General features: G+C 52.2%; 22 protein-coding genes and 1 pseudogene. 8 read left to right on the plus strand and 15 right to left on the minus strand.

Annotated features, from left to right (window positions below):
- Positions 1-36: 36 nt before the first annotated feature.
- The 9 genes from bamA to rpsB all read right to left on the minus strand — a co-directional run bounded on the left by bamA (position 37) and on the right by rpsB (position 10258).
- Entirely contained in the window at positions 37-2460 is a 2424-nt protein-coding gene (gene bamA / locus SK39_RS07125; RefSeq protein WP_016149580.1) for an outer membrane protein assembly factor BamA, read from the minus strand.
- 29 nt (positions 2461-2489) lie between these two features.
- Positions 2490-3842 (minus strand): sigma E protease regulator RseP, encoded by a 1353-nt coding sequence (gene rseP, locus SK39_RS07130; protein ID WP_003837540.1) that lies wholly within the window; start codon positions 3840-3842, stop codon positions 2490-2492.
- Positions 3843-3853: 11 nt separating this feature from the next.
- Complete coding sequence (gene cdsA / locus SK39_RS07135) at positions 3854-4711, minus strand: phosphatidate cytidylyltransferase (protein ID WP_003018541.1); 858 nt, start codon at positions 4709-4711, stop codon at positions 3854-3856.
- A gap of 12 nt (positions 4712-4723) precedes the next feature.
- On the minus strand, positions 4724-5482 hold the full coding sequence (ispU, locus tag SK39_RS07140; RefSeq protein ID WP_003018543.1) for a (2E,6E)-farnesyl-diphosphate-specific ditrans,polycis-undecaprenyl-diphosphate synthase: 759 nt from the start codon (positions 5480-5482) through the stop codon (positions 4724-4726).
- Positions 5483-5669: 187 nt separating this feature from the next.
- Complete coding sequence (gene ispC, locus SK39_RS07145) at positions 5670-6866, minus strand: 1-deoxy-D-xylulose-5-phosphate reductoisomerase (RefSeq protein WP_003845810.1); 1197 nt, start codon at positions 6864-6866, stop codon at positions 5670-5672.
- 110 nt (positions 6867-6976) lie between these two features.
- Positions 6977-7534 carry a ribosome recycling factor gene (gene frr / locus SK39_RS07150; RefSeq protein ID WP_003018547.1) on the minus strand — a complete coding sequence of 186 codons (558 nt, stop codon included), beginning with the start codon at positions 7532-7534 and terminating at the stop codon, positions 6977-6979.
- Positions 7535-7673: 139 nt separating this feature from the next.
- Positions 7674-8399, minus strand: coding sequence for a UMP kinase (gene pyrH, locus SK39_RS07155; RefSeq protein ID WP_003018549.1), 726 nt, complete (start codon positions 8397-8399; stop codon positions 7674-7676).
- A 145-nt stretch (positions 8400-8544) separates the two neighbouring features.
- A complete protein-coding gene (gene tsf, locus SK39_RS07160; RefSeq protein WP_003018551.1) occupies positions 8545-9396 on the minus strand; it encodes a translation elongation factor Ts in 852 nt (283 codons plus the stop codon).
- Positions 9397-9532: 136 nt separating this feature from the next.
- Positions 9533-10258, minus strand: a complete 726-nt coding sequence (gene rpsB / locus SK39_RS07165) for a 30S ribosomal protein S2 (RefSeq protein ID WP_003018553.1) — start codon at positions 10256-10258, stop codon at positions 9533-9535.
- A 324-nt stretch (positions 10259-10582) separates the two neighbouring features.
- On the opposite strand from rpsB, the gene map reads away from it, so the two are divergent.
- The 4 genes from map to SK39_RS07185 all read left to right on the plus strand — a co-directional run bounded on the left by map (position 10583) and on the right by SK39_RS07185 (position 15515).
- Positions 10583-11377 (plus strand): type I methionyl aminopeptidase, encoded by a 795-nt coding sequence (gene map / locus SK39_RS07170; RefSeq protein ID WP_003018555.1) that lies wholly within the window; start codon positions 10583-10585, stop codon positions 11375-11377.
- A gap of 113 nt (positions 11378-11490) precedes the next feature.
- On the plus strand, positions 11491-14163 hold the full coding sequence (gene glnD, locus SK39_RS07175; RefSeq protein WP_032937589.1) for a bifunctional uridylyltransferase/uridylyl-removing protein GlnD: 2673 nt from the start codon (positions 11491-11493) through the stop codon (positions 14161-14163).
- 31 nt (positions 14164-14194) lie between these two features.
- On the plus strand, positions 14195-15019 hold the full coding sequence (gene dapD / locus SK39_RS07180) for a 2,3,4,5-tetrahydropyridine-2,6-dicarboxylate N-succinyltransferase (protein WP_003837532.1): 825 nt from the start codon (positions 14195-14197) through the stop codon (positions 15017-15019).
- 109 nt (positions 15020-15128) lie between these two features.
- Positions 15129-15515: a DUF3461 family protein gene (locus tag SK39_RS07185; RefSeq protein WP_003018562.1), complete on the plus strand. Its 387-nt coding sequence runs from the start codon at positions 15129-15131 to the stop codon at positions 15513-15515.
- An 87-nt stretch (positions 15516-15602) separates the two neighbouring features.
- Here the strand turns inward: SK39_RS07185 and cdaR are convergent, their stop codons facing one another.
- The 3 genes from cdaR to dgt form a co-directional block, all read right to left on the minus strand.
- Entirely contained in the window at positions 15603-16760 is a 1158-nt protein-coding gene (gene cdaR / locus SK39_RS07190) for a DNA-binding transcriptional regulator CdaR (protein ID WP_003018564.1), read from the minus strand.
- A 147-nt stretch (positions 16761-16907) separates the two neighbouring features.
- On the minus strand, positions 16908-18341 hold the full coding sequence (gene degP, locus SK39_RS07195) for a serine endoprotease DegP (protein ID WP_003018567.1): 1434 nt from the start codon (positions 18339-18341) through the stop codon (positions 16908-16910).
- A gap of 129 nt (positions 18342-18470) precedes the next feature.
- Positions 18471-19988 (minus strand): dGTPase, encoded by a 1518-nt coding sequence (dgt, locus tag SK39_RS07200; RefSeq protein ID WP_003845805.1) that lies wholly within the window; start codon positions 19986-19988, stop codon positions 18471-18473.
- 83 nt (positions 19989-20071) lie between these two features.
- Here dgt and mtnN point away from each other — a divergent pair, with 83 nt between their 5' ends.
- From mtnN to SK39_RS07215, 3 genes are read left to right on the plus strand one after another with little or no spacing between them, the layout of a single operon-like run.
- A complete protein-coding gene (gene mtnN / locus SK39_RS07205; protein WP_003018572.1) occupies positions 20072-20770 on the plus strand; it encodes a 5'-methylthioadenosine/S-adenosylhomocysteine nucleosidase in 699 nt (232 codons plus the stop codon).
- Positions 20763-21563: a vitamin B12 ABC transporter substrate-binding protein BtuF gene (btuF, locus tag SK39_RS07210; protein ID WP_003018575.1), complete on the plus strand. Its 801-nt coding sequence runs from the start codon at positions 20763-20765 to the stop codon at positions 21561-21563. Before mtnN ends, btuF begins: the two co-directional genes overlap by 8 nt.
- A 37-nt stretch (positions 21564-21600) precedes the next feature.
- A complete protein-coding gene (locus SK39_RS07215; protein ID WP_003018578.1) occupies positions 21601-22224 on the plus strand; it encodes a TRIC cation channel family protein in 624 nt (207 codons plus the stop codon).
- Positions 22225-22343: 119 nt separating this feature from the next.
- Here the strand turns inward: SK39_RS07215 and erpA are convergent, their stop codons facing one another.
- The 3 genes and pseudogenes from erpA to clcA form a co-directional block, all read right to left on the minus strand.
- Positions 22344-22688 carry an iron-sulfur cluster insertion protein ErpA gene (erpA, locus tag SK39_RS07220; protein WP_003018581.1) on the minus strand — a complete coding sequence of 115 codons (345 nt, stop codon included), beginning with the start codon at positions 22686-22688 and terminating at the stop codon, positions 22344-22346.
- Positions 22681-22746, minus strand: a pseudogene (gene yadW, locus SK39_RS27380) (small protein YadW). The gene erpA and the pseudogene yadW overlap by 8 nt, the downstream one beginning before the upstream one ends.
- A gap of 23 nt (positions 22747-22769) precedes the next feature.
- Positions 22770-24191: a H(+)/Cl(-) exchange transporter ClcA gene (gene clcA, locus SK39_RS07225; protein ID WP_048216825.1), complete on the minus strand. Its 1422-nt coding sequence runs from the start codon at positions 24189-24191 to the stop codon at positions 22770-22772.
- 168 nt (positions 24192-24359) lie between these two features.
- Here clcA and hemL point away from each other — a divergent pair, with 168 nt between their 5' ends.
- A complete protein-coding gene (gene hemL, locus SK39_RS07230; protein ID WP_003837523.1) occupies positions 24360-25640 on the plus strand; it encodes a glutamate-1-semialdehyde 2,1-aminomutase in 1281 nt (426 codons plus the stop codon).
- The last annotated feature ends 5 nt before the right edge of the window (positions 25641-25645 follow it).

Here is a 25645-nt window from a genome sequence, read left to right on the forward strand (position 1 = left end):
CGCTACACTACCACTACATTCCTTTGCGAAGAACAATTACCAGGTTTTACCAATGTTAAACTGGAACTGTTCCGCTTTGTCTCCATCGTACTTCTTGAACGGCTGGGCGTAGGAGAAAACCAACGGCCCCAATGGGGACATCCATTGTAAAGCGATACCCGCTGACATACGGATATTACTTGGATCACTGTAGTCCGGCACACCTATAGCACGTGTTTGAGCGCTATCCTGCCAGTTAGTATCCCAAACGGTACCCATATCCCAGAAGAACGAGGTACGAACCGAGTTGGCATACTTGTCGCTAATGAACGGCGTTGGGGTAATAAACTCCAGGCTGGCGACAGCCATGGCGTTACCGCCCACTGCGTCATCCGATTTACAGTCCTTACCGTCCGCGTTGGAACACTCTTCGTAGTCACTATTATCAGAACCACTGGCGTAAGCACCGTTTTTGTAGACTGCTTTTGGACCGATAGTATTCGACTGGAAGCCACGCACGGTGCTGGAACCACCCGCATAGAAGTTCTCATAGAACGGCATTTCTTTGCTGCCAATGCCGTCGCCATAGCCTACCTTCGTACGTCCTAAAACCACCCACTTGTGATCGTCATCGATCGGCACATAGGTCGCGGTATCCATCGACACTTTGTAGTATTCGTTATCAGAACCCGGAATGGTCACTTTACCGTTCAGGTTGACGCGTGTACCGTCCGTTGGGAAATACCCACGGTCCAGTTTGTTGTACGTCCAACCGTAGTTAAAGGTGAAGTCATCAGCGGCAAAGCTGTTGGTATTGGTCTCGCCCATTGACTCAAGATAACGATCCATCGCAACCTGCGGCTGCATGTTGGACAGTTTGTTATGGACATAGCCCAGGCCAGCACGCAACGTGTTGTATTCGTTTACCGGGAAGCCAAGCGTGACATCTGTACCATAACTTTTGTTGGTATAGTCGGACAGATCCGCATCATTCGCTTCAAAATCGTTATAGAAGACACGGCCACCCAGGCTCACACCATCAACGGTGAAGTACGGGTTAGTCACTGACAACTCAGTATAGGTCTGGTAGTCGTTTTTGGTGCCGTTGATGCCGACAGAATAACCGGTACCTAACCAGTTATCTTGCTGAACGCCAGCCTGGAAGCTCACGCCGCTCTCGGTACCGTAACCGACGCCGAAGTTAAAGCTACCGGTGTTACGCTCTTTGACCTTGTAGACTACATCAACCTGATCCGGGCTGCCCGGGACACGCTGAGTATCGGTATCAACTGTTTCAAAGTAACCCAGACGGTTCAGACGCTCTTTACCCTGGTCGACCAGATCGCTGCCCAACCATGCACCTTCCATCTGACGCATTTCGCGACGCAGAACGGAATCTTTAGAGGTGTCGTTACCTTCAAAACGAATCTTACGCACATAGAAACGGTTACCCGCATCCACGTTTACGCGTAATTTAACGGTTTTGTCAGCGTCGTTGATTTCAGGCTGCGACTGTACGCGCGGATAGGCATAGCCATAGCGACCCAGGAGCTTCTTGATATCATCTTCCATTTTGGTCACTTTGGTGCCGTTATAGAGTTCACCTGGCTCGATCTTCGTCAGGGTCTCAATTTCGGCGGAGTGCCCGGCCAGGTTACCGCTCACCTGAACACCAGAAAGCTTGTACTGCTCGCCTTCTGTGATGTTAACGGTGATGTAGATACCTTTTTTATCCGGCGTCAGGCTGACCTGAGTGGAATCGATATTGAAGCGGGCATAACCGCGATCCAGATAGTAACTGCGCAGGGTTTCAAGGTCGCCCGCCAGTTTCTGTTTCTGGTATTTGCGATCGCCCACCACGTTCCACCACGGTACTTCATCACGCAACTGGAAGTGAGAGATAAGTTCGTCAGTCGTGAAGGCATGGTTGCCGACGATATTGATCTGTTGGATCTTCGCCGAAACACCTTCCTGGAAGACCAGCTTGAGGTCAACGCGGTTACGCGGCAACGGCGTCACCACCGCTTTCACACTGGCGCTGTACTTACCGACGCTATAGTAGAAATCTTCCAGGCCTTTTTCGATATCGGCAAGCGTGGTGCGATCCAGAGACTCGCCAACACGCACGCCAGACGCCTCGAGGTTTTGCTTGAGCATGTCATCTTTCACCGATTTATTACCGGAGAAAGTGATGCTGGCAATCGTCGGACGCTCTTTTACCTGAACCAGAAGGGTATCACCATCGCGCAGGACGCGGACATCCTCAAAGTTACCGGTGGCGAACAGAGCACGAATGGTATTACTGATGTCTTCATCATTAACCGTGTCGCCTGTGCGCACCGGCATACTGAGGAGAGCCGCACCAACGGCGACTCGCTGTAGGCCTTCGAAATGAATGTCCTTCACTACGAACCCTTCAGCACCGTATACGGTGGCGCTGCTAAACAGCAGCGACGCTATGAGCAACTTTTTCATCGCCATCGTTATTATGCGTTCTTCCTAACACTCTCTTACAACCGAGAGAAATCATTGAAAAGTGCAAGCCCCATTAACAACACCAGCAAGATAGAGCCAATGCGATAACTAAAGTCTTGAACCCGCTCGGATACCGGACCGCCCTTCAGCTTTTCAATCGCCAGGAACAGCAGATGCCCCCCGTCAAGAACGGGCAACGGAAACAGGTTGATTATCCCTAAGTTCACGCTGATAAGCGCAAGGAACATCAGGTAATAAATAACCCCGAATTCCGCTGACATCCCAGCCCCCTGGGCGATAGAAATCGGCCCACTGAGGTTGTTCAGTTTTACATCACCGGTAATCAATTTTCCCAGCATACTGACCGTCAGCTTCATCAACTGCCACGTTTTATCCGAGGCTTCGAGGACGGCGCTGAATGGCCCATACTGGCGTACAGTCTTATACTCATCAGGCAGAGGAATAACTTTAGGCACCACGCCCGCAAAACCTTCTGCCTTCCCGTTAACCTGTTTTGAATCTGGGGTTAACGTTAAAGACAAGGAACTTCCTTGTCTTTCAATATCTAGCGCTAACGGCTTATCCGGATTATCGCGCACCAGCGTCACAAACGTCATCCATTGCGTCAGCGGCTGACCATTGACTTTAACGATCCTGTCGCCTGCTTGCAAACCTGCCTTACTTGCAGCGGAGTTAACCTGCACTTCTGACAGCACCGGTTCAATCTGCGGACCGCGCGGACGAATCCCTAAACTGGAGACGGGATCCTCTTTGTCTGGCTCAAATGCCCACTGACGTAAATCCAGCGTTTTGTCCTGACGCTGGTTACTGCCAAACTGCGCTACGCTGAGAGTCGTATGCTCATCGCCAATTTTGGCTACCAGTTGCAATCTCACGGCATCCCAATCAGGGGTTTCGATACCATCAACCGCTTTTAGTTCCGTACCCGGCTGAATTTGCGCCTGCGCGGCAATCGAGTTGGGTGTTATTTCACCAACAACCGGACGAACGCCAGGGACACCGATGATAAACACCAGCCAGTAAGCGAAAATAGCAAAAAGGAAGTTTGCAATCGGACCTGCGGCGATGATGGCTGCGCGTTGTCCAACCGTTTTATTGTTGAAAGCGTAATGGCGCAGCTCCGGTGCGACTGGTTCAGCGCGCTCATCCAGCATTTTGACGTAACCGCCGAGGGGAATCAGGGCGATAACGTATTCCGTACCTAATTTATCGGTACGCCGCCAAAGCGCTTTTCCAAAACCAATGGAAAAGCGTTCGACGCGGACTCCGCAGCGCCGCGCAACCCAGAAATGACCAAATTCATGCACGGTGATAAGCACACCAAGTGCGACAATGAATGCAGCCAGATTCCAGAGAATACTCAGCATAAGACCATCCGTTAGAGCGTCCTGAATACCAGTAACAACAGGCAGGCAAAGACCGGTACCGCAGCCGTCAGGCTATCAATACGGTCCAGAATACCGCCGTGTCCTGGAATTAAGTGACCACTGTCCTTAATACCTGCTTCACGCTTAAACATACTCTCGGTCAGGTCACCCAGCACGGAGGCCAGGGCTGCAACGATGGAGCAAATGAGCAAGGTGACAGGCGCAACTTCAAGATTCGCCCACATGCCATAACCCCATGAGATTACGGCCGCAGTGGCGAGTCCGCCAATAAAACCCTGCCAGGTTTTACCAGGAGAAACCTTCGGTGCCAGCTTATGTTTGCCAAACAGCTTACCAAACATATACGCACCCGAGTCCGCTCCCCAAACGAGGATCATGACATACAGCAGCCATAGCGCGCCACTATAATGATTCTCATCATAATGCCATGCACGTAGCGCCAGCATTCCCCAAAAGAACGGAACAATGGTTAACACGCCGAAAATTATGCGTAATGTTTTGGAATTACGCCAGACCGACGCAGAGCCGGGATAAAACAATACCAGCAACAGCGCCACGACCCACCAGCCCAGCGACGCCCACAGCGATACCTCAACCAGCGGCTGATGAATATTGCGATGGTATTCCGGCAGTAAGAACAGCATTAGCGCCAGCAATAGCCCGCACAAAACCGCCAGCCAGACTCGCTGTGTACGCGTGGTAAAACCGCTTAACTGTCCCCATTCCCAGGCGGCCAGCATACAAACGACCAGCGTGACAATGGCGAACCCCACCGGCGGCAGCAAAAACAGCGCCGCGATGACAACGGGTATTAAAACAAAAGCAGAAATCAGGCGATACTTCAGCAAAAGCGACCCCCATCAGGCTTTTTCATCACCGGGCTCGGTGCCGCCGAAACGACGCTCACGATTAGCAAAGGCATGCAGCGCACCTTCAAAGTCTTGTTCATCGAAATCGGGCCAGAGAACATCCGTAAAGTAAAGTTCGGCATAGGCAATTTGCCACAACAGAAAATTACTAATTCGATGCTCTCCCCCAGTCCTTATCACTAAATCCACAGGAGCCAGTTCATGCATACAAATTTGCTGCCCAAGCATCTCTTCATCGATTTGCTCTGGACGCAGCAGACCATCCTGCACCTGTTGTGCCAGTTGCCTGACTCCCTGGACTATATCCCACCGTCCACCGTAATTCGCTGCAATATTCAGCGTCAACCCGGTATTCTGGGCAGTAATCGCTTCTGATTTGCGAATCCGTTCTTGCAAACGAGAGTTAAATCGACTGATATCCCCGATAATACGCAGACGTACGTTATGGCGGTGCAGGTTTTTCACTTCACTATCAAGTGCCCACACAAACAGTTCCATTAACGCGCTCACTTCCTGCGCAGGTCGGTTCCAGTTCTCACTGCTAAAGGCATACAGCGTTAACGCATCAATACCGTTATTGGCAGCAAAAGAGACAGCCCGGCGGACGGATTTTGCTCCGGCCTTATGCCCAAAGGCGCGAATCTTCCCTTGCTTTTTCGCCCAGCGGCCATTGCCATCCATGATAATTGCGACATGGCGACAACCATGTGCTGGCAAATTTTCGCTTAATGGTTTAGTTGCAGACAACATAACGCGTTATTAGTCCCTGAAAGGATTTACGGTACTCAGGAATACTGAAGCCCATCCACAAAAAAGCCGTGTCAAACCACGGCTTACCCGACCGAAAAAAAGCAAATACCCGCGATCGGGTGGCGCAGACTATATCACTGAAGCCCAACGCTAACAAATAGCACGATTCTCCGTAGAGGGATTATCATCAGCTTGAGAGTCGCATCACTTCTTTTCTGGCGACGTCCCGCGCGATGGCATCAACCTTCAGCACGTCATCAACGCTCTGCGGCTCCTGCAAATCCATCTTATCCAGCACGGATAAATTCAGGTCAGCAATATCGGTAAATCGGATCTGCTGCGCCAGAAACGCGGCAACGGTAATTTCATTCGCGGCATTAAGTGCGGTCGTTGCCGCCTGCCCTTGCTCAAACGCGTCCATCGCCAGTTTCAGGCACGGATAACGCTGGTAATCAGGTGCAGAAAACGTCAGCGCACTGAGTTTGCAAAAATCGACAGGCTTAACACCGGACGTCACTCGTTCTGGCCATGCCATGGTATGGGCAATAGGTGTACGCATGTCCGGTTCACCCAACTGCGCCAGAACACTACCATCCTGATAACGGACCATCGAATGAATAACCGACTGTGGGTGAATCAGCACTTCCATCTGGCTTGCACTGGCATTAAATAACCAACGCGCTTCAATGTATTCCAGACCTTTGTTCATCATGGTGGCGGAATCGACAGAGATTTTTCGTCCCATCGACCAATTCGGATGACGACATGCCTGATCGGGGGTCATAGAGACCAGATCGCGCAATGGCGTTTCACGGAATGGGCCACCAGACCCGGTAAGCAGAACTGACATGACGCCGTTTTGCTCAAGGTCAGCGTATCCCAGATTGTGTTGGATAGGTTGCGGTAAACTCTGAAAAATCGCGTTATGCTCGCTATCTACCGGCAAAAGCTGCGCTTTGTGGCGTTTCACGTCGTCCATAAACAGACGACCGCAGGTCACCAGAGACTCTTTGTTCGCCAGTAAAATACTTTTGCTCGCACGAATTGCCGCCAGCGTTGGCAATAAGCCCGCTGCGCCGACAATTGCAGCCATGACCTGATCAACATCATCCAGCGCAGCCATATCACAGGCAGCCTGCTGACCGCTCATGACCTCAGTGCGACTGCCCTGCTCCAGCAGAGCTGCTTTTACCAACGCAGCGCTTTTTTCATCGTCCATTACCGCATAGCGAGGAGAAAACTCCAGGCATTGCTCTACCATGCGGGCGACATTTTTACCCGCCACCAACGCAGCAACACGAAATTTTTCCGGGTTATGGCGTACTACATCCAGCGTACTGCAACCAATGGAACCGGTTGATCCCAGGATGGTTAATTGCTTCATGAGACATCCAGAAGAATTTTACCCTTTAAGGTATATAGACAGAAAAAAGCAAAACGCCGCCATCCAGCCTTCTCAGGCCTTCTAAGCGGCGTTTTTAGCGTACAGGCGAATCAGAACTGCATCAGTTCCGCTTCTTTCTCTGCCAGCGCCGCATCAACTTTCTTGATTGCAGCGTCAGTCAGTTTCTGTACGTCGTCCTGAGAACGGCGATCGTCATCTTCGCTGATCTCTTTTTCTTTCAACAACGCTTTCACTTTGTCGTTTGCATCGCGGCGTACATTACGTACCGCAACACGCGCGCCTTCAGCTTCGCCACGCACGATCTTGGTCAGATCTTTACGACGTTCTTCGGTCAGCGGCGGCAGCGGAACGCGGATGTCGGAACCCGCAGAGCTTGGATTCAGACCGAGGTCGGAAGCCATGATGGCTTTCTCAACGGCTGGCCCCATAGAACGGTCAAACACGTTGATTTTCAGGGTACGGGAATCTTCAACCGTTACGCTTGCCAGTTGGCGCAGCGGAGTCGGTGTGCCGTAATATTCCACGACAATACCATCCAGCAGGCTAGGAGAAGCACGACCCGTGCGAATTTTGCTGATTTGGTTTTTGAACGCTTCGACGCATTTGTCCATGCGTACTTCAGCATCTTTTCTGATATCGTTGATCACGTTACGAATCCTTGAAAGCTTATTTCAGTCAGACCATACCCGCCGCGCAAGATGTGACAAGTATAGTCTTGATTAATTTTGAGGGACGTATCCCGCGACATTAAAGCGGAATATTACCTGCATTTAGCCGCAACGGGAATTATTCCGTGATTAACGTGCCTTCTTTTTCACCCATAACAACACGGCGCAGTGCACCTGGTTTGTTCATGTTAAAGACACGAATCGGTAATTTGTGGTCACGAGCCAGCGTGAACGCAGCCAGATCCATGACTTTCAGCTCTTTATCCAGTACTTCAGTGTAGGTCAACTGTTCGTACATGGTCGCCGTTGGATCTTTAGCCGGGTCGGCAGTAAATACGCCATCGACTTTAGTGGCTTTCAGTACCACATCCGCTTCAATTTCAATACCACGCAGGCAGGCTGCTGAATCGGTGGTGAAGAACGGATTACCGGTACCCGCAGACAAAATAACAACGCGGTTGTTACGCAGCAGGCTAATAGCTTCAGCCCAACTGTAGTTATCACACACGCCGTTCAGAGGAATTGCGGACATCAAGCGAGCGTTCACATAGGCGCGGTGAAGCGCATCGCGCATCGCCAGACCGTTCATTACGGTGGCTAACATGCCCATGTGGTCGCCCACAACGCGGTTCATCCCTGCTTTCGCCAGACCAGCGCCACGGAACAGGTTACCACCACCAATCACTACGCCAACCTGAATACCCAGCTCAACCAGCTCTTTGATTTCCTGAGCCATACGGTCAAGGATGCTTGCATCAATACCGAAGCCTTCTGAACCTTGCAGAGCTTCGCCACTTAACTTAAGCAGAATACGTTTGTAGACGGGTTTTGCATTGGTAGCCATGTTTCTTTCCTGAGACTGTCAACGAATGAGATGAGTTAATTCCAGCGACATTGTATGTCGCTTTTCAGCAGGACCACTATAGCGGTTCGCTGAATTTACAAGCCAGACACAAAAAGAAGCCGCCCTCAGGCGGCTCCTTTCAAAATTAAGACTGCTTGGACATCGCAGCAACTTCTGCTGCAAAGTCAGTCTCAACTTTCTCGATACCTTCACCCACTTCAAAGCGGATGAAGCCTGTTACGTCAGCGTTATGCTCTTTCAGCAGCTGACCAACAGATTTGCTCGGTTCCATGACGAAAGGCTGACCGGTCAGAGAAACTTCGCCGGTGAATTTCTTCATGCGGCCTTCAACCATTTTCTCTGCGATTTCTTTCGGCTTGCCAGACTGCATAGCGATGTCCAGCTGAACCTGGTATTCTTTTTCTACCACTTCAGCGGAAACGTCTTCCGGCTTAACGAATTCTGGTTTGCTTGCAGCAACGTGCATTGCCAGCTGTTTAACCAGTTCTTCGTCAGCGCCAGTTGCAGCAACCAGAACACCGATACGAGCACCATGCTGGTAGTTACCCAGAACTTCGCCTTCCAGGGAAGCAACGCGACGGATGTTGATGTTCTCACCGATTTTAGCAACCAGAGCAACACGTTCTTCTTCGAACTGTGCTTTCAGAACTTCAACGTCAGTGATTTTGCCAGCAACGGCAGCGTCCAGTACTTTGTCAGCAAATGCCTGGAAACCAGCATCTTTAGCAACGAAGTCAGTCTGGCAGTTAACTTCCAGAATGAAAGCGATGTTGCCGTCGATTTTGGTTTTGATTACGCCGTCAGCAGCAACGTTGCCTGCTTTTTTCGCCGCTTTGATTGCACCGGACTTACGCATGTTTTCGATTGCCAGCTCGATGTCGCCATTAGCTTCAGTCAGTGCTTTTTTGCAATCCATCATGCCTGCGCCAGTACGCTCACGCAGCTCTTTTACCAGGGATGCGGTAATTTCAGCCATTCTAAAATCCTCGGAAGATTTGATCTGCCCGGCATGAAACCGCACAGATTTAAAAGTGAAAAAGGGGGCCATATACAGGCCCCCTAACCAAACGTGATACTACCTGGTCTATAAGGGCTCTAACGAGCGTGCCTTATTATTCAGCTTCTACGAAGCTTTCTTCCGCCTGGGAAGCCAGATCCTGAGAACGGCCTTCACGAACGGTAGTAGCTACAGCGCCCAGGTACAGGGTCACAGCACGGATTGCGTCGTCGTTACCCGGGATAACGAAGTCAACACCGTCCGGATCAGAGTTGGTATCAACGATTGCAAATACTGGGATACCCAGGTTGTTTGCTTCTTTGATAGCAATGTGCTCGTGGTCAGCATCGATTACGAACAGAGCGTCCGGCAGACCGCCCATGTCTTTGATACCGCCCAGGCTGTTTTCCAGTTTCTCAAGCTCACGAGTACGCATCAGCGCTTCTTTCTTGGTCAGCTTTTCGAAAGTACCGTCCTGAGACTGAGTTTCCAGATCTTTCAGACGTTTGATGGACTGACGAACGGTTTTCCAGTTAGTCAGCATACCGCCCAGCCAGCGATGGTTCACGAAGAACTGGTCGCAGCTGTTAGCAGCTTCTTTCACCGCTTCGCTTGCAGCGCGTTTAGTACCAACGAAAAGGATTTTACCTTTACGAGCAGAGATCTTGTTCAGTTCAGCCAGAGCTTCGTTGAACATCGGTACAGTTTTCTCAAGGTTGATGATGTGAACTTTGTTACGCGCACCGAAGATGAACGGCTTCATTTTCGGGTTCCAGTAACGGGTCTGGTGACCGAAGTGAACACCAGCCTTGAGCATGTCGCGCATGGAAACAGTTGCCATGATTAAAACCTCTATATATAAAAGTTGGGGTTAAGCCTCCACGCATCCCATATTACCGACCCCAAAGGGCACCCCGGAATATGTGCCGATACGTGTGTGTTGTTACACAAAGTGAGATTTGTCGCTCCCGTCCATCGTGTGTAGTCTTCGAATGGATCGGAAGTCCGGCGCGCTTTATACCACAAATACGCCATAGACACCAATAATTGTTGGCACTGTGTGCTGTTAATGATTCTCAATTTGGCAGCACGTATGCGGGACTGATACCATTGGCAGCACTTAAACAATTATTGCCGATATCATCGGCACTGATGGACAGAATTCATGGCTATCTCAATCAAGACCCCTGAAGAAATCGAAAAAATGCGCGTCGCTGGCCGCCTGGCCGCTGATGTACTGGAAATGATCGAACCGTTTGTTAAACCGGGCGTCAGCACCGGCGAACTGGATCGTATCTGTAATGACTATATCGTGAATGAGCAGCAGGCCATTTCCGCCTGCCTGGGTTACCACGGCTATCCGAAGTCCGTATGTATCTCTATTAATGAAGTGGTGTGCCACGGGATCCCGGACGACGCCAAACTTCTGAAAGACGGCGATATCGTCAACATCGATGTGACTGTGATTAAAGACGAGTACCACGGCGACACCTCGAAAATGTTTATCGTCGGCAAACCTACTATTCTGGGCGAGCGTCTGTGCCGCGTCACGCAGGAAAGCCTGTATCTGGCGCTGCGGATGGTGAAACCGGGCATTCGCCTGCGCACGCTGGGCGCTGCAATTCAGAAATACGCGGAAGGTGAAGGTTTCTCTGTCGTTCGTGAATACTGTGGTCACGGTATCGGTCGCGGCTTCCATGAAGAGCCGCAGGTTCTGCACTACGATGCAGACGACGGCGGTGTGGTACTGCAGCCGGGCATGACGTTCACCGTAGAACCGATGCTGAATGCCGGTGATTACCGCATCCGCACCATGAAAGACGGCTGGACGGTGAAAACCAAAGACCGGAGCTTGTCTGCACAGTACGAGCATACTATTGTAGTGACGGAAAACGGCTGTGAGATTCTGACGTTACGCAAGGATGACACCATCCCGGCGATCATCACACACGGCGAATAATGTTTTGCCTGATGGCGATGCATTCGCATCTTATCAGGCCTACAAATTGTACTACTTAGTAGGCCGGGTAAGGCGTTCACGCCATCATCCGGCTTTTTAATGGGTGGCGCATAATGAATACTCTTCCTGAACAGCACGCAAATACTGCCCTCCCCACCCTGCCTGGCCAGCCACAAAACCCAGGGACATGGCCACAACACGACCTCAACTGCACCGGTATTAAAGCGCATATCGACACCTTCCAGAGCTGGTTAGGCGAAGCGTTTGACAGTGGAATTTCCGCAGAACAGCTCATTGAGGCCCGCACCGAATTTATTGATCAGTTGCTTCAGCGCCTGTGGATTGAAGCCGGTTTCGGTCAAATTGCCGACCTGGCGCTGGTTGCCGTTGGCGGCTACGGGCGCGGCGAACTGCATCCGCTCTCCGATATTGATCTGCTGATCCTCAGTCGTAAAAAGCTACCTGATTCGCAGGCAGAAAAAGTCGGTGAGCTGTTAACGCTGCTATGGGACGTGAGGCTGGAGGTTGGGCACAGCGTGCGTACGCTGGAAGAGTGTCTGCTGGAAGGATTGTCAGATTTAACCGTCGCCACTAACCTGATTGAAACACGCCTGCTTATCGGCGATGTGGCGCTGTTTCTTGAGCTGCAAAAGCATATTTTTAGCGAAGGTTTCTGGCCGTCCGATAAATTTTACGCCGCCAAAGTGGAAGAGCAAAATCAGCGCCACCAGCGTTATCACGGCACCAGCTACAACCTGGAGCCGGATATCAAAAGCAGTCCCGGCGGCCTGCGCGATATCCATACTCTGCAATGGGTGGCCCGTCGCCATTTTGGCGCCACCTCGCTGGACGAAATGGTCGGCTTCGGCTTTTTGACGCTGGCAGAACGCGCCGAACTGAATGAATGTTTGCATATCCTGTGGCGGATTCGCTTCGCCCTGCATCTGGTCGTTAATCGTTACGACAACCGCCTGCTGTTTGACCGCCAGCTCAGCGTGGCGCAACGGCTAAACTACGGCGGCGAAGGCAATGAGCCTATCGAGCGGATGATGAAAGACTATTTCCGGGTCACGCGACGGGTCAGCGAACTGAACCATATGCTGTTGCAACTGTTCGACGAGGCGATCCTCGCCCTGCCAGCCGATGAAAAACCGCGCCCGATTGATGACGACTTTCAACTGCGCGGCACATTGATCGATCTGCGCAACGACGACCTGTTTATCCGTAAGCCCGAAGCGATACTGCGGATGTTTTACATCATGGTGCGTAACAGCGCGATCAGCGGGATTTACTCCACAACGCTGCGCCATTTGCGTCATGCCCGCCGTCATTTAACCCAGCCGCTATGCTACATTCCGGAAGCGCGTTCGCTGTTTCTCAGTATGTTGCGCCATCCGGGCGCGGTGAGTCGCGGCCTGCTGCCGATGCATCGGCACAGCGTTTTGTGGGCCTATATGCCGCAATGGTCGCACATTGTCGGCCAAATGCAGTTTGACCTGTTTCATGCCTATACGGTGGATGAGCACACTATCCGTGTGATGCTCAAGCTGGAGAGTTTTGCTAACGAAGAGACCCGCCCGCGCCATCCGCTGTGCGTGGATCTGTGGCCGCGCTTGCGACAGCCGGAGCTAATTCTGATTGCCGCGCTGTTCCACGATATCGCCAAAGGTCGCGGCGGCGATCACTCGGTTCTCGGCGCCCAGGACGTGCTCAAATTCGCCGAACTGCATGGTCTGAACTCACGTGAAACGCAGCTGATCGTCTGGCTGGTGCGTCAGCATTTGCTGATGTCGGTGACCGCTCAGCGCCGTGATATTCAGGATCCGGAAGTGATCAAGCAATTCGCTGAAGAAGTACAAACGGAACATCGTCTGCGCTTTTTAGTGTGCCTGACCGTCGCGGATATTTGCGCTACTAACGAAACGCTGTGGAATAGCTGGAAGCAAAGTCTGCTGCGCGAGCTGTACTTTGCGACGGAAAAACAACTACGTCGTGGGATGCAAAACACGCCAGATATGCGCGAACGCGTTCGCCATCATCAGCTTCAGGCACTGGCGCTACTGCGTATGGACAACATTGATGAAGAAGCGCTGCACCACATCTGGTCGCGCTGTCGCGCCAACTATTTCGTGCGCCACAGCCCAAATCAACTGGCCTGGCATGCGCGTCATCTGCTGCAGCACGATCTCAGTAAGCCGCTAATCCTGCTCAGCCCGCAGGCCACGCGCGGCGGAACGGAAATTTTTATCTGGAGCCCCGATCGCCCTTACCTGTTTGCCGCCGTCTGCGCCGAACTGGACAGGCGCAATCTAAGCGTCCACGATGCGCAGATTTTCACTACCCGCGATGGGATGGCGATGGATACGTTCATCGTGCTGGAACCGGACGGCAGCCCGCTGTCTTCAGACCGACACGAAGCGATCCGTTTTGGACTGGAACAGGCGATCACGCAGCGCAGCTGGCAGCCACCGCAACCACGTCGTCAGCCGGCAAAATTACGCCACTTTACCGTCGATACCGAGGTTACTTTCCTGCCGACCCACACCGACCGAAAATCATTCCTTGAGCTTATCGCTCTCGACCAGCCTGGACTGCTGGCGCGGGTCGGGCAGATTTTTGCCGATCTGGGAATTTCGCTGCATGGCGCCCGAATTACAACCATTGGCGAGCGAGTAGAAGATTTATTCATAATCGCCACCGCCGACCGGCGCGCCCTTAATAATGAGCTGCAGCAGGAAGTGCATCAACGGTTGACAGAGGCCCTCAATCCAAACGATAAAGGGTGATGTTTTTATTTATTATGGAAAGAGTTTAACAATGCAGCAGTTACAGAACGTTATTGAGTCCGCTTTCGAGCGCCGTGCCGACATTACTCCGGCAAATGTAGATACCGTAACCCGCGAAGCGGTGAATCAGGTTATTGCTTTACTGGATTCCGGTGCACTGCGCGTCGCAGAAAAGATTGAGGGTCAGTGGGTCACGCATCAGTGGCTGAAAAAGGCGGTCCTGCTCTCTTTCCGTATTAACGATAATCAGGTTATCGAGGGTGCGGAAAGTCGTTACTTCGATAAAGTGCCGATGAAATTCGCCAACTACGACGAAGCACGCTTCCAGAAAGAAGGTTTCCGCGTGGTTCCGCCAGCGGCCGTACGCCAGGGTGCGTTTATCGCCCGTAACACCGTGCTGATGCCGTCTTACGTGAACATCGGCGCTTATGTGGATGAAGGTACGATGGTTGATACCTGGGCGACCGTGGGTTCCTGCGCGCAAATTGGTAAAAACGTTCACCTGTCCGGCGGCGTTGGCATCGGTGGCGTACTGGAGCCGTTACAGGCTAACCCGACCATCATCGAAGACAACTGCTTCATCGGCGCACGTTCTGAGGTGGTTGAAGGCGTGATCGTCGAAGAAGGCTCTGTTATCTCTATGGGCGTGTACATTGGTCAGAGCACCCGTATTTACGATCGTGAAACCGGCGAAGTGCATTATGGTCGCGTTCCGGCGGGCTCTGTGGTTGTCTCCGGCAACCTGCCGTCGAAAGATGGCAAATACAGCCTGTACTGCGCGGTGATTGTGAAGAAAGTCGATGCCAAAACGCGTGGCAAAGTAGGAATCAACGAACTGTTACGCACCATCGACTAACAGTGATTTGAAAAAGCGGGCTTAGCCCGCTTTTTTTACATCTGCGAGTGGCATAAACAAGGCTTTTCGTTAATTATTCAATGGTTATGGTGAGCTTAAGGGTACCGCTATGTATGACAATCTGAAAAGTCTGGGCATTACTAATCCTGAAGAAATCGATCGTTACAGCCTGCGGCAAGAAGCCAACAACGATATCCTGAAAATCTATTTCCAGAAGGATAAAGGCGAGTTTTTTGCCAAGAGCGTGAAGTTCAAATATCCCCGTCAGCGTAAAACGGTTGTCGCCGATGGCGTCGGCCAGGGTTACAAAGAAGTGCAGGAGATCAGTCCCAACCTGCGCTATGTGATCGACGAACTGGATCAGATCTGCCAGCGCGATCGCAGCGAAGTCGATCTTAAACGCAAGATCCTTGATGATTTACGTCATCTGGAAAGCGTCGTGACCAACAAGATCAGCGAAATTGAAGCCGATCTGGAAAAACTAACGCGTAAATAACCGCGAGTGAACGTGTTCGTAGGCCGGGTAAGGCGAAGTCGCCCCCCGGCATTTTACCTGATAAGCGTAGCGCCAACAGACAAGGAATTAATGCTGCTCATCCAGTTGTAGCGCGACATACAGCAGCAGTCGGTCGTCAAAATTCCCTAAATCCAGCCCGGTCAGCTCTGAAATTCGGTTCAGGCGATATTCCAGCGTATTACGGTGGATAAATAACGCTTTTGAGGTCGCCAGCGGCTGAACGTTATGCCGAAACCACGCCGCTAATGTTCGACGCAGTAAGCCGTTGTTATCCATTGCTTTCAGCCGTACCAGCGGACGCGCCAGCTCGTTGGCCTGCCAGCCGCCGCGCAGGCTGTCCAGCAGAACTGGCAGCATCAAATCCTGGTAGAAATAGCTACGGCTTTCCGGCATCCGTTGCTTGCCGACCATCATGGTCGTGCGCGCCGTACGATACGAACGGGCAATACTGCCTGGCCCGGTAAAATAGTTGCCCAGCGACACGCGAAAACGCAGCTGTCCGTTCTCTTTCATGCGAGCAATGAGCTGCTCAACACGCTTGCGGTGATCTTCCGCGTCCCAGCGACCAAACTGATTGAGCGCCGGTTTCAGCACCACCATCTCGGTCAGGGAAACAATCGCAATCAGATTATTACGTTCAGGCGTAGTCAACGCGTTCTGCAATTGCTGTAGCTCCGCCATCGCGCTGTCAACGCCAAGCTGGCCACTATCAACCTCTACCACTGCCACCACGCGCGGCTGGTTCAAATCAATGCCTAAACGTTGCGCCCACTCCATCAGCGCCGGGGTATTCTCTTCCGCCTGAATCAGATTCATCACCAGCTCTTCACGCAGGCGGCTATCCTGCGCTAACAGATGCATCAGGCGCGACTGCTCCAGCATCATTTCGGCTGTCATGCACACCAGCTCGCCGTATTTACGCAGATGTTCCGGTTCACCGGTAAGCCCGATAACGCCAACGATTTCGCCTTCCAGGCGCAACGGCAGGTTTATCCCCTGACGCACGCCGTGCAAATGCCTCGCCACTGCATCGTCAATGTCCACCACCCGGCCCTGCGAAAGTACCAACAGCGCACCTTCGTGCAATTCACCAATGCGTTCACGATCGCCACTGCCAATGATCCGCCCACGGGCATCCATTACGTTGATATTGGTATCAATGATGCGCATGGTTCGCGCCACGATATCCTGCGCCATTTTGGTATCAAGATGCCAGCCAGCCATAAACCCCTCCTGTGAGCAGAGCTCAAGCATAGGGAAGATAATAAGCGGCGACATTGTGCAAATGCACAAAGCGGAAGGGAGAAATATGGAGTTGTGGGAGGTATCACAAAAAGAACCCCTTCCTGTACAGGAAGGGGTTGAGGGAGATTACTGCATCAACAGATAGATGGAGCTGTCGCCACGCTGAATGTTCAGCGCCAGTACAGCGGGTTTGCTGTCGAGGATTTTGCGCAATTCGGCGATGTTTTTCACCGGCTGCTGATTCGCACCTATAATCACATCCCCTTTCTTCAGGCCGATCTGTGCAGCCGGAGAATTCGGTTTCACGTCGCTTACCACGACACCTTTATCCTGGCCTTTGTTGCTCATATCGGCACCTTCAATGCCTTTGAAGATAGAGCTGGAATCAACCTGAGTCTGGCTGCTCTGCTGCAATTCCAGGTTCACGGTGACCGGCTTACCGTCACGCAGCAGACCCAGGGTGATTTTGCTGCCGACCGGCATCGTACCCACCTGCGCACGCAGGGCGGCGAAGCTGCTGATAGGTTTGCCGTTCAGGGAGGTAATCACATCCCCGGCTTTAATACCGGCTTTCGCTGCGGAAGAGTTCGGCATTACCTGGCTGACGAATGCGCCACGCTGAGCGTCAACTTTCATCGCTTTCGCCAGCTCGGAGCTCAGTTCGGTCCCCATAATACCCAGCTCACCACGTTTAACCTGACCAAACTCAACCATCTGCGAAGTCAGGTTTTTCACCATGTTGCTTGGGATTGCAAAACCGATACCGATGTTACCGCCGTCCGGCGCGAGGATCGCGGTGTTAATGCCGATCAGCTCACCGTTCAGATTGACCAGCGCGCCACCGGAGTTACCCCGGTTGATCGCAGCATCCGTCTGAATAAAGTTTTCATAGTTCTCCGCATTCAGGCCGCTACGGCCCAGAGCAGAAACGATGCCGGAGGTCACGGTCTCACCGAGGCCAAACGGGTTACCGATTGCTACGGTGTAATCCCCCACGCGCAGCGCGTCGGAGTCTGCCAGCTTAATCGCCGTCAGGTTTTTCGGATCCTGAATTTGGATCAGCGCGATATCGGAGCGTGGATCTTTGCCCACGATCTTCGCGTCAAATTTACGGCCATCGCTCAACTGAACCTTAATTACCGTAGCGTTATCCACCACGTGGTTGTTGGTCACGACATACCCTTTCGCAGCATCAATAATTACGCCGGAACCCAGCGCCATAAATTTCTGCTGCTGGCCGCCGCCGTTACCAGCGCCCGGTGCGCCGCCCTGGCAGAACGGTGAACTCTGGAACGGAGATCCGTCCTGGCAGAACGGTGAATTATCACCAAAGAACTGCTGGAAATTACGCGGCATACGCGGCGTATTCACCGTCGTGCTCCCCTCGACGTTAATACTTACCACCGATGGCATCACTTTTTCGAGCATCGGGGCCAGGCTTGGCATCTGTTGGGCGGTCATTGCTGAAGACGACGTCTCAGCCGCAGTTGCAGACAGGGGGGACAACGCCAAACCTAAACTCAGAGCCAGTGCACTCATTGCTAATGTGGTTTTTTTCATGTGTTTCGTTCTCGATTAACAGGTAACGCAAAATTGCTGTATACGTCAGAGTCGTTTTATAACGCTAAGTTCCAGAATTGAGTTTCAGGAAAAAGTAAAATTTTATTGGCCGTCTTTACAAATGAGTATTTATTGTTCTACGGCCATCAAGCGACGATATTCATCCCAGGCATACAAATCTGTCATCCCGCTGATATAATCCTGGATCAACCGGCAGCGATAATAATATTCCAGAACCGAATACTCAGCGCACTCCGTCGATATTTTACTAACCGCCTCAACATACGCAAGACGATGGCGGGTAGACAACTTCTGAAATAAACGGGACTCGATAGGAAAACGTTTTACTCTTTCATTGTCGACCAGTTCAGTAAAATCTGACTGAGACATTTTCAATAACGGTTGATAGATCTCCAGCAACCCGCTGATCACCCGATAGCCCTGTAATTCCAGTTGCTCAACATCCGGATGGCTAAACACATGTTTTACCGCCACATTCTTATAAACGCCCAGTAACTGGCTGAAGCTACTGGCATCTTCTAACAGCGCATGATTAAAGCTGCCTTCATAAATCTGCGGCAAATTATCAATAAACCGCTGGGCCGCATACGGAACCAGTTTATTCAGCGTATTGACGCGTAAATACATAAAGAACTGATCTTCGGTGCTGCGGCTTAATGTATTTGAACGTGATTTTTCCCAGGCGTTCTCAACAACCTGACTAAACAGAGAGCCTTTTTCGTGATGCCCCCACGCTTCATGCAGATGATGGTAAAGTTGCTCGACGCTAAAGATTCTTTTCTCAACGGCATCTTCCAGGTCGGCCACGCAATATGAGATATCATCGGCAGCTTCCATAATCCAGGTTAATGGAAAACGACTGTAAGGTGCTAATGATAATTCTTTACGTAACCGCTCAATATACGGTTCCTCGGAAAGGTAATAACCAGGCTTCTTCATTAAATAGTTGTGCGTCTCGGGTGCACTGCCGCGCCACCATGCCGGACGGGTATATTTTAAAATACCGCCAACCTGCGCCCAGGTAAGGTTCATACGCATCAAAGTATGCACCAGACGAATACCCTGCGCATTGCCTTCAAAATGACACAAGTCCTGGCGTACCTTGCGGCGAATATCATTCAGCGACTCTTCACCTTCACGCAAACGTAATGCCGTCACCTGGCAGCGGTCATCACTCAGAGGCTGACTTTCCGCGTCGGCGGGATACAACCGCTGGCGAAACCAGTCATTAATCGCCGCTTCGCCAAAATGACCAAACGGCGGATTACCGATGTCATGCATCAGGCACGACATTTCGACAATACTCTCAAACGGTCCCGTCAGTTCATCCAGACCATACTGCTCCAGCAGCTTTAGCTCTTTCAGTCGGCTGAGGATCTCTTTCGCGATATAGCGCCCAACCTGCTGCACTTCCATCGAGTGCGTCAGACGCGTACGCACCGCTGCATTACGCTCCAGCGGAAAGACCTGGGTTTTTTGTTGCAGCCGGCGAATAGCCGGAGAATTGATAATACGTCCACGATCGCTTTCAAAAATTCGCAGGATCTCATGCTCCGTCTTCACGCCCTGCGGCGAACGGTAACGGCGATGCCAGTTTATTTTTTTTCGGAAATCGATCTGTACCATATCCTCTCCCGCCTGAGAAATGCGCTACCCCTTAAGCGCATGATAGACTATGCCCTCAAATCTGGCTTATCGCGAGTAAATCTATGAAAATCGGCATCATTGGTGCAATGGAAGAAGAAGTTACGCTGCTGCGTGACAAAATCGAAAACCGTCAGACCATCACGCTCGGCGGTTGTGAAATTTACACCGGCCAACTGAACGGTACTGAGGTTGCGCTTCTGAAATCAGGTATCGGTAAAGTGGCTGCGGCGCTCGGCGCTACGCTGCTGCTTGAACGCTGCAAGCCGGACGCCATCATTAATACCGGTTCCGCGGGCGGCCTGGCCTCTACGCTGAAAGTCGGCGATATCGTAGTTTCTGATGAAGCGCGCTATCACGACGCCGACGTCACTGCCTTTGGTTATGAATTTGGTCAGCTACCGGGTTGCCCGGCTGGTTTTAAAGCCGATCCTGCGTTGATTGCAGCCGCAGAATCTTGCATCGCCGAACTCAATCTGAACGCTGTTCGCGGACTTATCGTCAGCGGCGATGCATTCATTAATGGTTCCGTGGGGCTGGCTAAAATTAAGCATAACTTCCCGCAGGCGATTGCCGTTGAGATGGAAGCGACCGCAATTGCGCACGTTTGCCACAACTTTAAGGTGCCATTTGTCGTGGTTCGCGCTATCTCTGACGTTGCCGATCAGCAGTCCCATCTCAGCTTTGACGAATTCCTGGTGGTTGCCGCGAAGCAGTCAAGCCTGATGGTTGAAACGCTGGTGCAGAAACTGGCGCATGGCTAAATTATTCTCCAGGGCGCTGGTCGCCCTGCTTTTCACTCTCCCGGCGTTCCTTTACGCCGCACCGCGTGTTGTAACGCTTTCTCCTGCCAATACCGAACTCGCTTTTGCCGCAGGCATTACCCCCGTTGGCGTCAGCAGCTACTCAAACTACCCGCCAGAAGCCAAAAATATTGAAGAGGTCTCAACATGGCAAGGTATGAATCTTGAGCGTATTGTGGCGCTGAAACCTGATTTGGTCGTCGCCTGGCGCGGGGGAAATGCTGAGCGGCAGGTGAATCAACTGACCTCCCTGGGAATTAAGGTCATCTGGGTGGACGCCGTTTCCATTGAGCAGGTTGCCGATGCGCTGCGCCAGTTGGCTGCGTGGAGTCCCAAGCCTGAACAAGCTAAACAGGCGGCGCAAACCATGCTTGATGACTATGCTTTACTTAAATCTCAGTATGCCAACAAACCGAAAAAACGCGTGTTTCTCCAGTTTGGTGCCAATCCTCTGTTTACCAGTGGAAAAGGTTCTATTCAGCACGAAGTTCTTGAGGTATGCGGCGGAGAAAACATCTTTGCCGGTAGTCGGGTTCCCTGGCCGCAGGTTAGCCGTGAGCAGGTCCTGGCACGAGCCCCCCAGGCTATTGTTGCAACCGGCGGTCCGGGCGAAACTCTGAAAATTGAGCAATACTGGGGAAACCAGCTAAAAATACCCGTTATTACACTTAATAGTGACTGGTTCGAACGCGCGAGCCCGCGTATTATCCTCGCCGCAAAACAACTCTGTAATGCGCTTTCACAGATAAATTAGCGCCTGCCCCCACCAGGTCTGTTGTGAGGATTTAAAAATGCTCGTCTATTGGCTGGATATTGTCGGCACCGCGGTATTTGCAATCTCTGGTGTATTACTGGCCGGAAAATTACGTATGGATCCGTTTGGCGTCCTGGTCCTCGGCGTGGTTACCGCCGTTGGCGGTGGCACGATCCGCGATATGGCGCTGGATAATGGACCGGTTTTTTGGGTTAAAGATCCAACCGATCTGGTCGTGGCGATGATCACCAGCATGCTGACGATCCTGTTGGTACGGCAGCCAAGACGCCTGCCGAAATGGATCCTTCCGGTGCTGGATGCCGTTGGCCTGGCGGTGTTCGTGGGTATTGGCGTCAACAAGGCCTTTCTCGCAGGAACAGGCCCCTTGGTGGCGATTTGTATGGGGGTGATTACCGGCGTCGGCGGTGGGATCATTCGCGATGTATTAGCACGTGAAGTCCCGATGATTTTGCGTACCGAGATCTACGCCACAGCCTGTATTATCGGCGGGATCGTGCATGCGACGGCGTTTTATACCTTTGATGTTTCACTGGAAAACGCCAGTATGATGGGGATGATTGTCACCCTGCTGATTCGGCTTGCCGCCATTCGCTGGCATTTGAAATTACCGACGTTTGCGCTGGATGATAACGGACGTTGACATGATGATGCAGAATATGTAGGCCGGATAAGGCGTTTACGCCGCTATCCGGCACATTGCCCGGTGGTACTACGCTTACCGGGCCTACACCATCAGACCACTGGTATTACAGACAGCAATCAGATGCTGAAAGAAGAACCACACCCGCAGGTGCTTTTCGCATTCGGGTTAGTCACAACGAAGCGGGAACCTTCCAGACCTTCGGTATAGTCAACCGCGCCGCCCACCAGATATTGCAGGCTCATCGGGTCAACCACCAGACCAACACCTTGTTTCTCAATGGTCATATCACCATCGTTCACCTGATCGTCAAAGGTGAAACCGTACTGGAAACCGCTGCAACCACCGCCGGTGATATACACACGTAATTTCAGATTCGGGTTATCTTCGTCAGCGATCAGGCTTTTTACTTTATTGGCTGCTGCTTCAGTAAATTGCAGTGGCAGCGCTACGTCATCACTCATATTTTGCTCCAAACGACATTGGCAATTGGGCAAATTATAACCCAATGGTTAAGGCCATTATCTAATACCCTGGTATTTCGTTCAAGTATTCTCGCCAGCGGCTGTACCCTGGCTTTTAGCCGCCTGCTCCGCTTCCTGTTTTGCCAGCGTACGGGCAAGGATAGTCGAGTATAGCGGCTTTCCGCCCATAAATTGGGCTAATAGTGTTGCGCCAAGACAGGTAATAATCATTGGCAAAATGAGCTGATAGTTATCGGTCATCTCCAGCACCAGCACAATACCGGTGAGCGGCGCTCTTACCGACGCCGCCAACAATGCTCCCATTCCGGCGATGGCGAAGGTCCCGGCCTCCAGATGATAATGCGGAAAAGAGGCCGCTGCCGCCATACCGAACGCGGTGCCAAGCAACGTGCCTAATGCCAGCATCGGGGCAAATATCCCGCCGGGCGCGCCGGACGAGAAGCACAGCAGCGTGGTAATGACGCGGGCAATAAAGATAAACAGCAGTAAACCAACGCTGAAATTCCCTGCCACAGCGATAGGTATCAGGTTAAACCCGCCTCCAGCCGCTTCAGGTGTAATTAAGCCAAGAATCCCGCACAGACCGCCGATCGCACCGCCCATCAGCACCCATTTTTTGAGATCGCCGCCATGGAAACGCTGGAACATATCCTGAGTCCGCAACACCATAGTGTTGAAAAATGGCCCGACACAGCCAAAAATAATCCCCAGGACCATATACAACCACAGCGTGTTCACCGGCGCATTGGAGAGCTTCCCAACTTCAATAAGCGGTGCCTCGCCGTTGAAAACACGAAACACAATGCTCGACATGATGACGCCGGTAAACACGGCTTTGATCGAGACAAGGTTATAGCGAAACTGCGGGCGCATCTCTTCAATAATGAACAGGATCCCCGCCAGAGGGGCGTTAAACGCCGCCGAAAGGCCCGCTGCCGCACCGGTAGCCAATAAGGTATGTCGCGCTTCTGCGCTACGCATGCGGAAAATATCCAGCACCATGCGCCCGAGGTTACCACCGATCTGCACGGTCGGTCCTTCTCGCCCGAGCACCATACCGGCACCCAGCGTGCCCATACCGCCGAAAAATTTCACCGGCAGTACGCGCCACCAGCGCACAGGCCGCAGCTCTTCCAGCGCGCCTTCAATCTCTGGGATCCCCGAACCACCGGCTTCCGGCGCAAATTTACGCACCAGAAAGTAGCCAACCATCGCCAGCAACGCAGAGAGAATAAATGCCAGCGGCCACAGCAGAATGGCATGGTCCGCAACCTGAGCCAGCGCGCCAATGCGCTGATTCTGCACCCAGGTCACCGCTTTCTCAAATGCCACGCCAACAAGCCCTGTCACTGTACCCACTACGGCAGCCATCAACAGGATCGCCAACGGCGTTTTGTCTCGTTCCAGGAGTCGACGGATTTGATCCCTGCGGCGTAAACGCACAATTTGTTGTGCTTCAAAAGAGGGAGTGTCTGTCTTCATCAGATGATCATTAATTGGTAATACAAATACGGAATCGGCATTCTACTCGCACATTTCACGAAAATCCCCTGCAAATCGTATTGTTTCAAATGCGTAAAACTTTCATAACCTTCTCTGAATAACTAGAATAGCGGGCATTTACTTTTTCTACGAACCAGGACCCCATCCATGAGTAAGTCTGAAAATCTCTACAGCGCAGCACGCGAACTTATCCCTGGCGGCGTTAACTCCCCCGTTCGCGCCTTTACTGGCGTGGGTGGTACTCCGCTGTTTATCGAAAAAGCCGACGGCGCGTATCTGTACGATGTCGATGGTAAAGCCTATGTTGACTACGTCGGTTCCTGGGGACCGATGGTGCTGGGCCATAATCACCCGGCAATCCGTAATGCGGTGATTGAAGCTGCGGAGCGCGGTTTAAGCTTTGGCGCACCGACCGAAATGGAAGTGAAAATGGCGGAGCTGGTCACTGAACTCGTGCCGACCATGGACATGGTGCGCATGGTGAACTCCGGCACGGAAGCGACGATGAGCGCAATCCGTCTGGCGCGCGGTTTCACCGGTCGCGATAAGATCATCAAATTTGAAGGCTGCTACCACGGTCATGCTGACTGTCTGCTGGTCAAAGCGGGTTCCGGCGCGTTAACGCTGGGTCAGCCGAACTCCCCGGGCGTTCCGGCTGATTTCGCGAAACACACCCTGACCTGCACCTATAACGATCTCGCTTCAGTACGTGCGGCATTTGAACAATATCCGCAGGAGATCGCCTGCATCATTGTTGAGCCGGTCGCAGGCAACATGAACTGCATCCCGCCGCTGCCGGAATTCCTGCCGGGCCTGCGTGCGCTATGCGATGAGTTTGGCGCGCTGTTGATCATCGATGAAGTGATGACTGGCTTCCGCGTGGCGCTGGCCGGCGCACAGGATTATTACGGCGTCGTGCCGGATCTGACTTGTCTTGGCAAAATCATCGGTGGCGGAATGCCCGTTGGCGCATTTGGTGGCCGTCGCGATGTGATGGACGCACTGGCGCCGACTGGACCGGTTTACCAGGCGGGGACGCTTTCCGGTAACCCAATCGCGATGGCGGCAGGTTATGCCTGTCTGACCGAAGTCGCCCAGCCGGGTATTCATGAAACGCTGAACGAACTGACGACGCGTCTGGCGGAAGGTCTGCTGGAAGCTGCTGAAGAAGCGAATATTCCGCTGGTAGTTAATCATGTAGGCGGTATGTTCGGGATATTCTTCACCGATGCAGAAACCGTAACCTGCTATCAGGATGTTATGGCATGCGACGTTGAACGCTTCAAGCGTTTCTTCCACATGATGCTGGATGAAGGAATTTATCTGGCGCCGTCCGCGTTCGAAGCAGGCTTTATGTCCGTGGCGCACAGTGAAGAAGATATCAATAACACCATCGACGCCGCGCGCCGGGTGTTTGCGAAACTGTAAAGGAG

Origin of the sequence: Citrobacter sp. BIDMC107 (genome assembly GCF_001037575.1) — a bacterium.
Taxonomy (GTDB): Bacteria; Pseudomonadota; Gammaproteobacteria; order Enterobacterales; family Enterobacteriaceae; genus Citrobacter; species Citrobacter freundii.

Coding starts and splice junctions, on each gene's coding strand:
- btuF (WP_003018575.1), top strand. CDS start 20,763: ATGGCTAAATTATTCTCCAGGGCGCTGGTCGCCCTGCTTTTCACTCTC.
- rseP (WP_003837540.1), bottom strand. CDS start 3,842: ATGCTGAGTATTCTCTGGAATCTGGCTGCATTCATTGTCGCACTTGGT.
- erpA (WP_003018581.1), bottom strand. CDS start 22,688: ATGAGTGATGACGTAGCGCTGCCACTGCAATTTACTGAAGCAGCAGCC.
- glnD (WP_032937589.1), top strand. CDS start 11,491: ATGAATACTCTTCCTGAACAGCACGCAAATACTGCCCTCCCCACCCTG.
- bamA (WP_016149580.1), bottom strand. CDS start 2,460: ATGGCGATGAAAAAGTTGCTCATAGCGTCGCTGCTGTTTAGCAGCGCC.
- dgt (WP_003845805.1), bottom strand. CDS start 19,988: ATGGTACAGATCGATTTCCGAAAAAAAATAAACTGGCATCGCCGTTAC.
- map (WP_003018555.1), top strand. CDS start 10,583: ATGGCTATCTCAATCAAGACCCCTGAAGAAATCGAAAAAATGCGCGTC.
- cdaR (WP_003018564.1), bottom strand. CDS start 16,760: ATGGCTGGCTGGCATCTTGATACCAAAATGGCGCAGGATATCGTGGCG.
- ispC (WP_003845810.1), bottom strand. CDS start 6,866: ATGAAGCAATTAACCATCCTGGGATCAACCGGTTCCATTGGTTGCAGT.
- pyrH (WP_003018549.1), bottom strand. CDS start 8,399: ATGGCTACCAATGCAAAACCCGTCTACAAACGTATTCTGCTTAAGTTA.
- degP (WP_003018567.1), bottom strand. CDS start 18,341: ATGAAAAAAACCACATTAGCAATGAGTGCACTGGCTCTGAGTTTAGGT.
- SK39_RS07185 (WP_003018562.1), top strand. CDS start 15,129: ATGTATGACAATCTGAAAAGTCTGGGCATTACTAATCCTGAAGAAATC.
- tsf (WP_003018551.1), bottom strand. CDS start 9,396: ATGGCTGAAATTACCGCATCCCTGGTAAAAGAGCTGCGTGAGCGTACT.
- clcA (WP_048216825.1), bottom strand. CDS start 24,191: ATGAAGACAGACACTCCCTCTTTTGAAGCACAACAAATTGTGCGTTTA.
- SK39_RS07215 (WP_003018578.1), top strand. CDS start 21,601: ATGCTCGTCTATTGGCTGGATATTGTCGGCACCGCGGTATTTGCAATC.
- rpsB (WP_003018553.1), bottom strand. CDS start 10,258: ATGGCAACTGTTTCCATGCGCGACATGCTCAAGGCTGGTGTTCACTTC.
- hemL (WP_003837523.1), top strand. CDS start 24,360: ATGAGTAAGTCTGAAAATCTCTACAGCGCAGCACGCGAACTTATCCCT.
- ispU (WP_003018543.1), bottom strand. CDS start 5,482: ATGTTGTCTGCAACTAAACCATTAAGCGAAAATTTGCCAGCACATGGT.
- dapD (WP_003837532.1), top strand. CDS start 14,195: ATGCAGCAGTTACAGAACGTTATTGAGTCCGCTTTCGAGCGCCGTGCC.
- mtnN (WP_003018572.1), top strand. CDS start 20,072: ATGAAAATCGGCATCATTGGTGCAATGGAAGAAGAAGTTACGCTGCTG.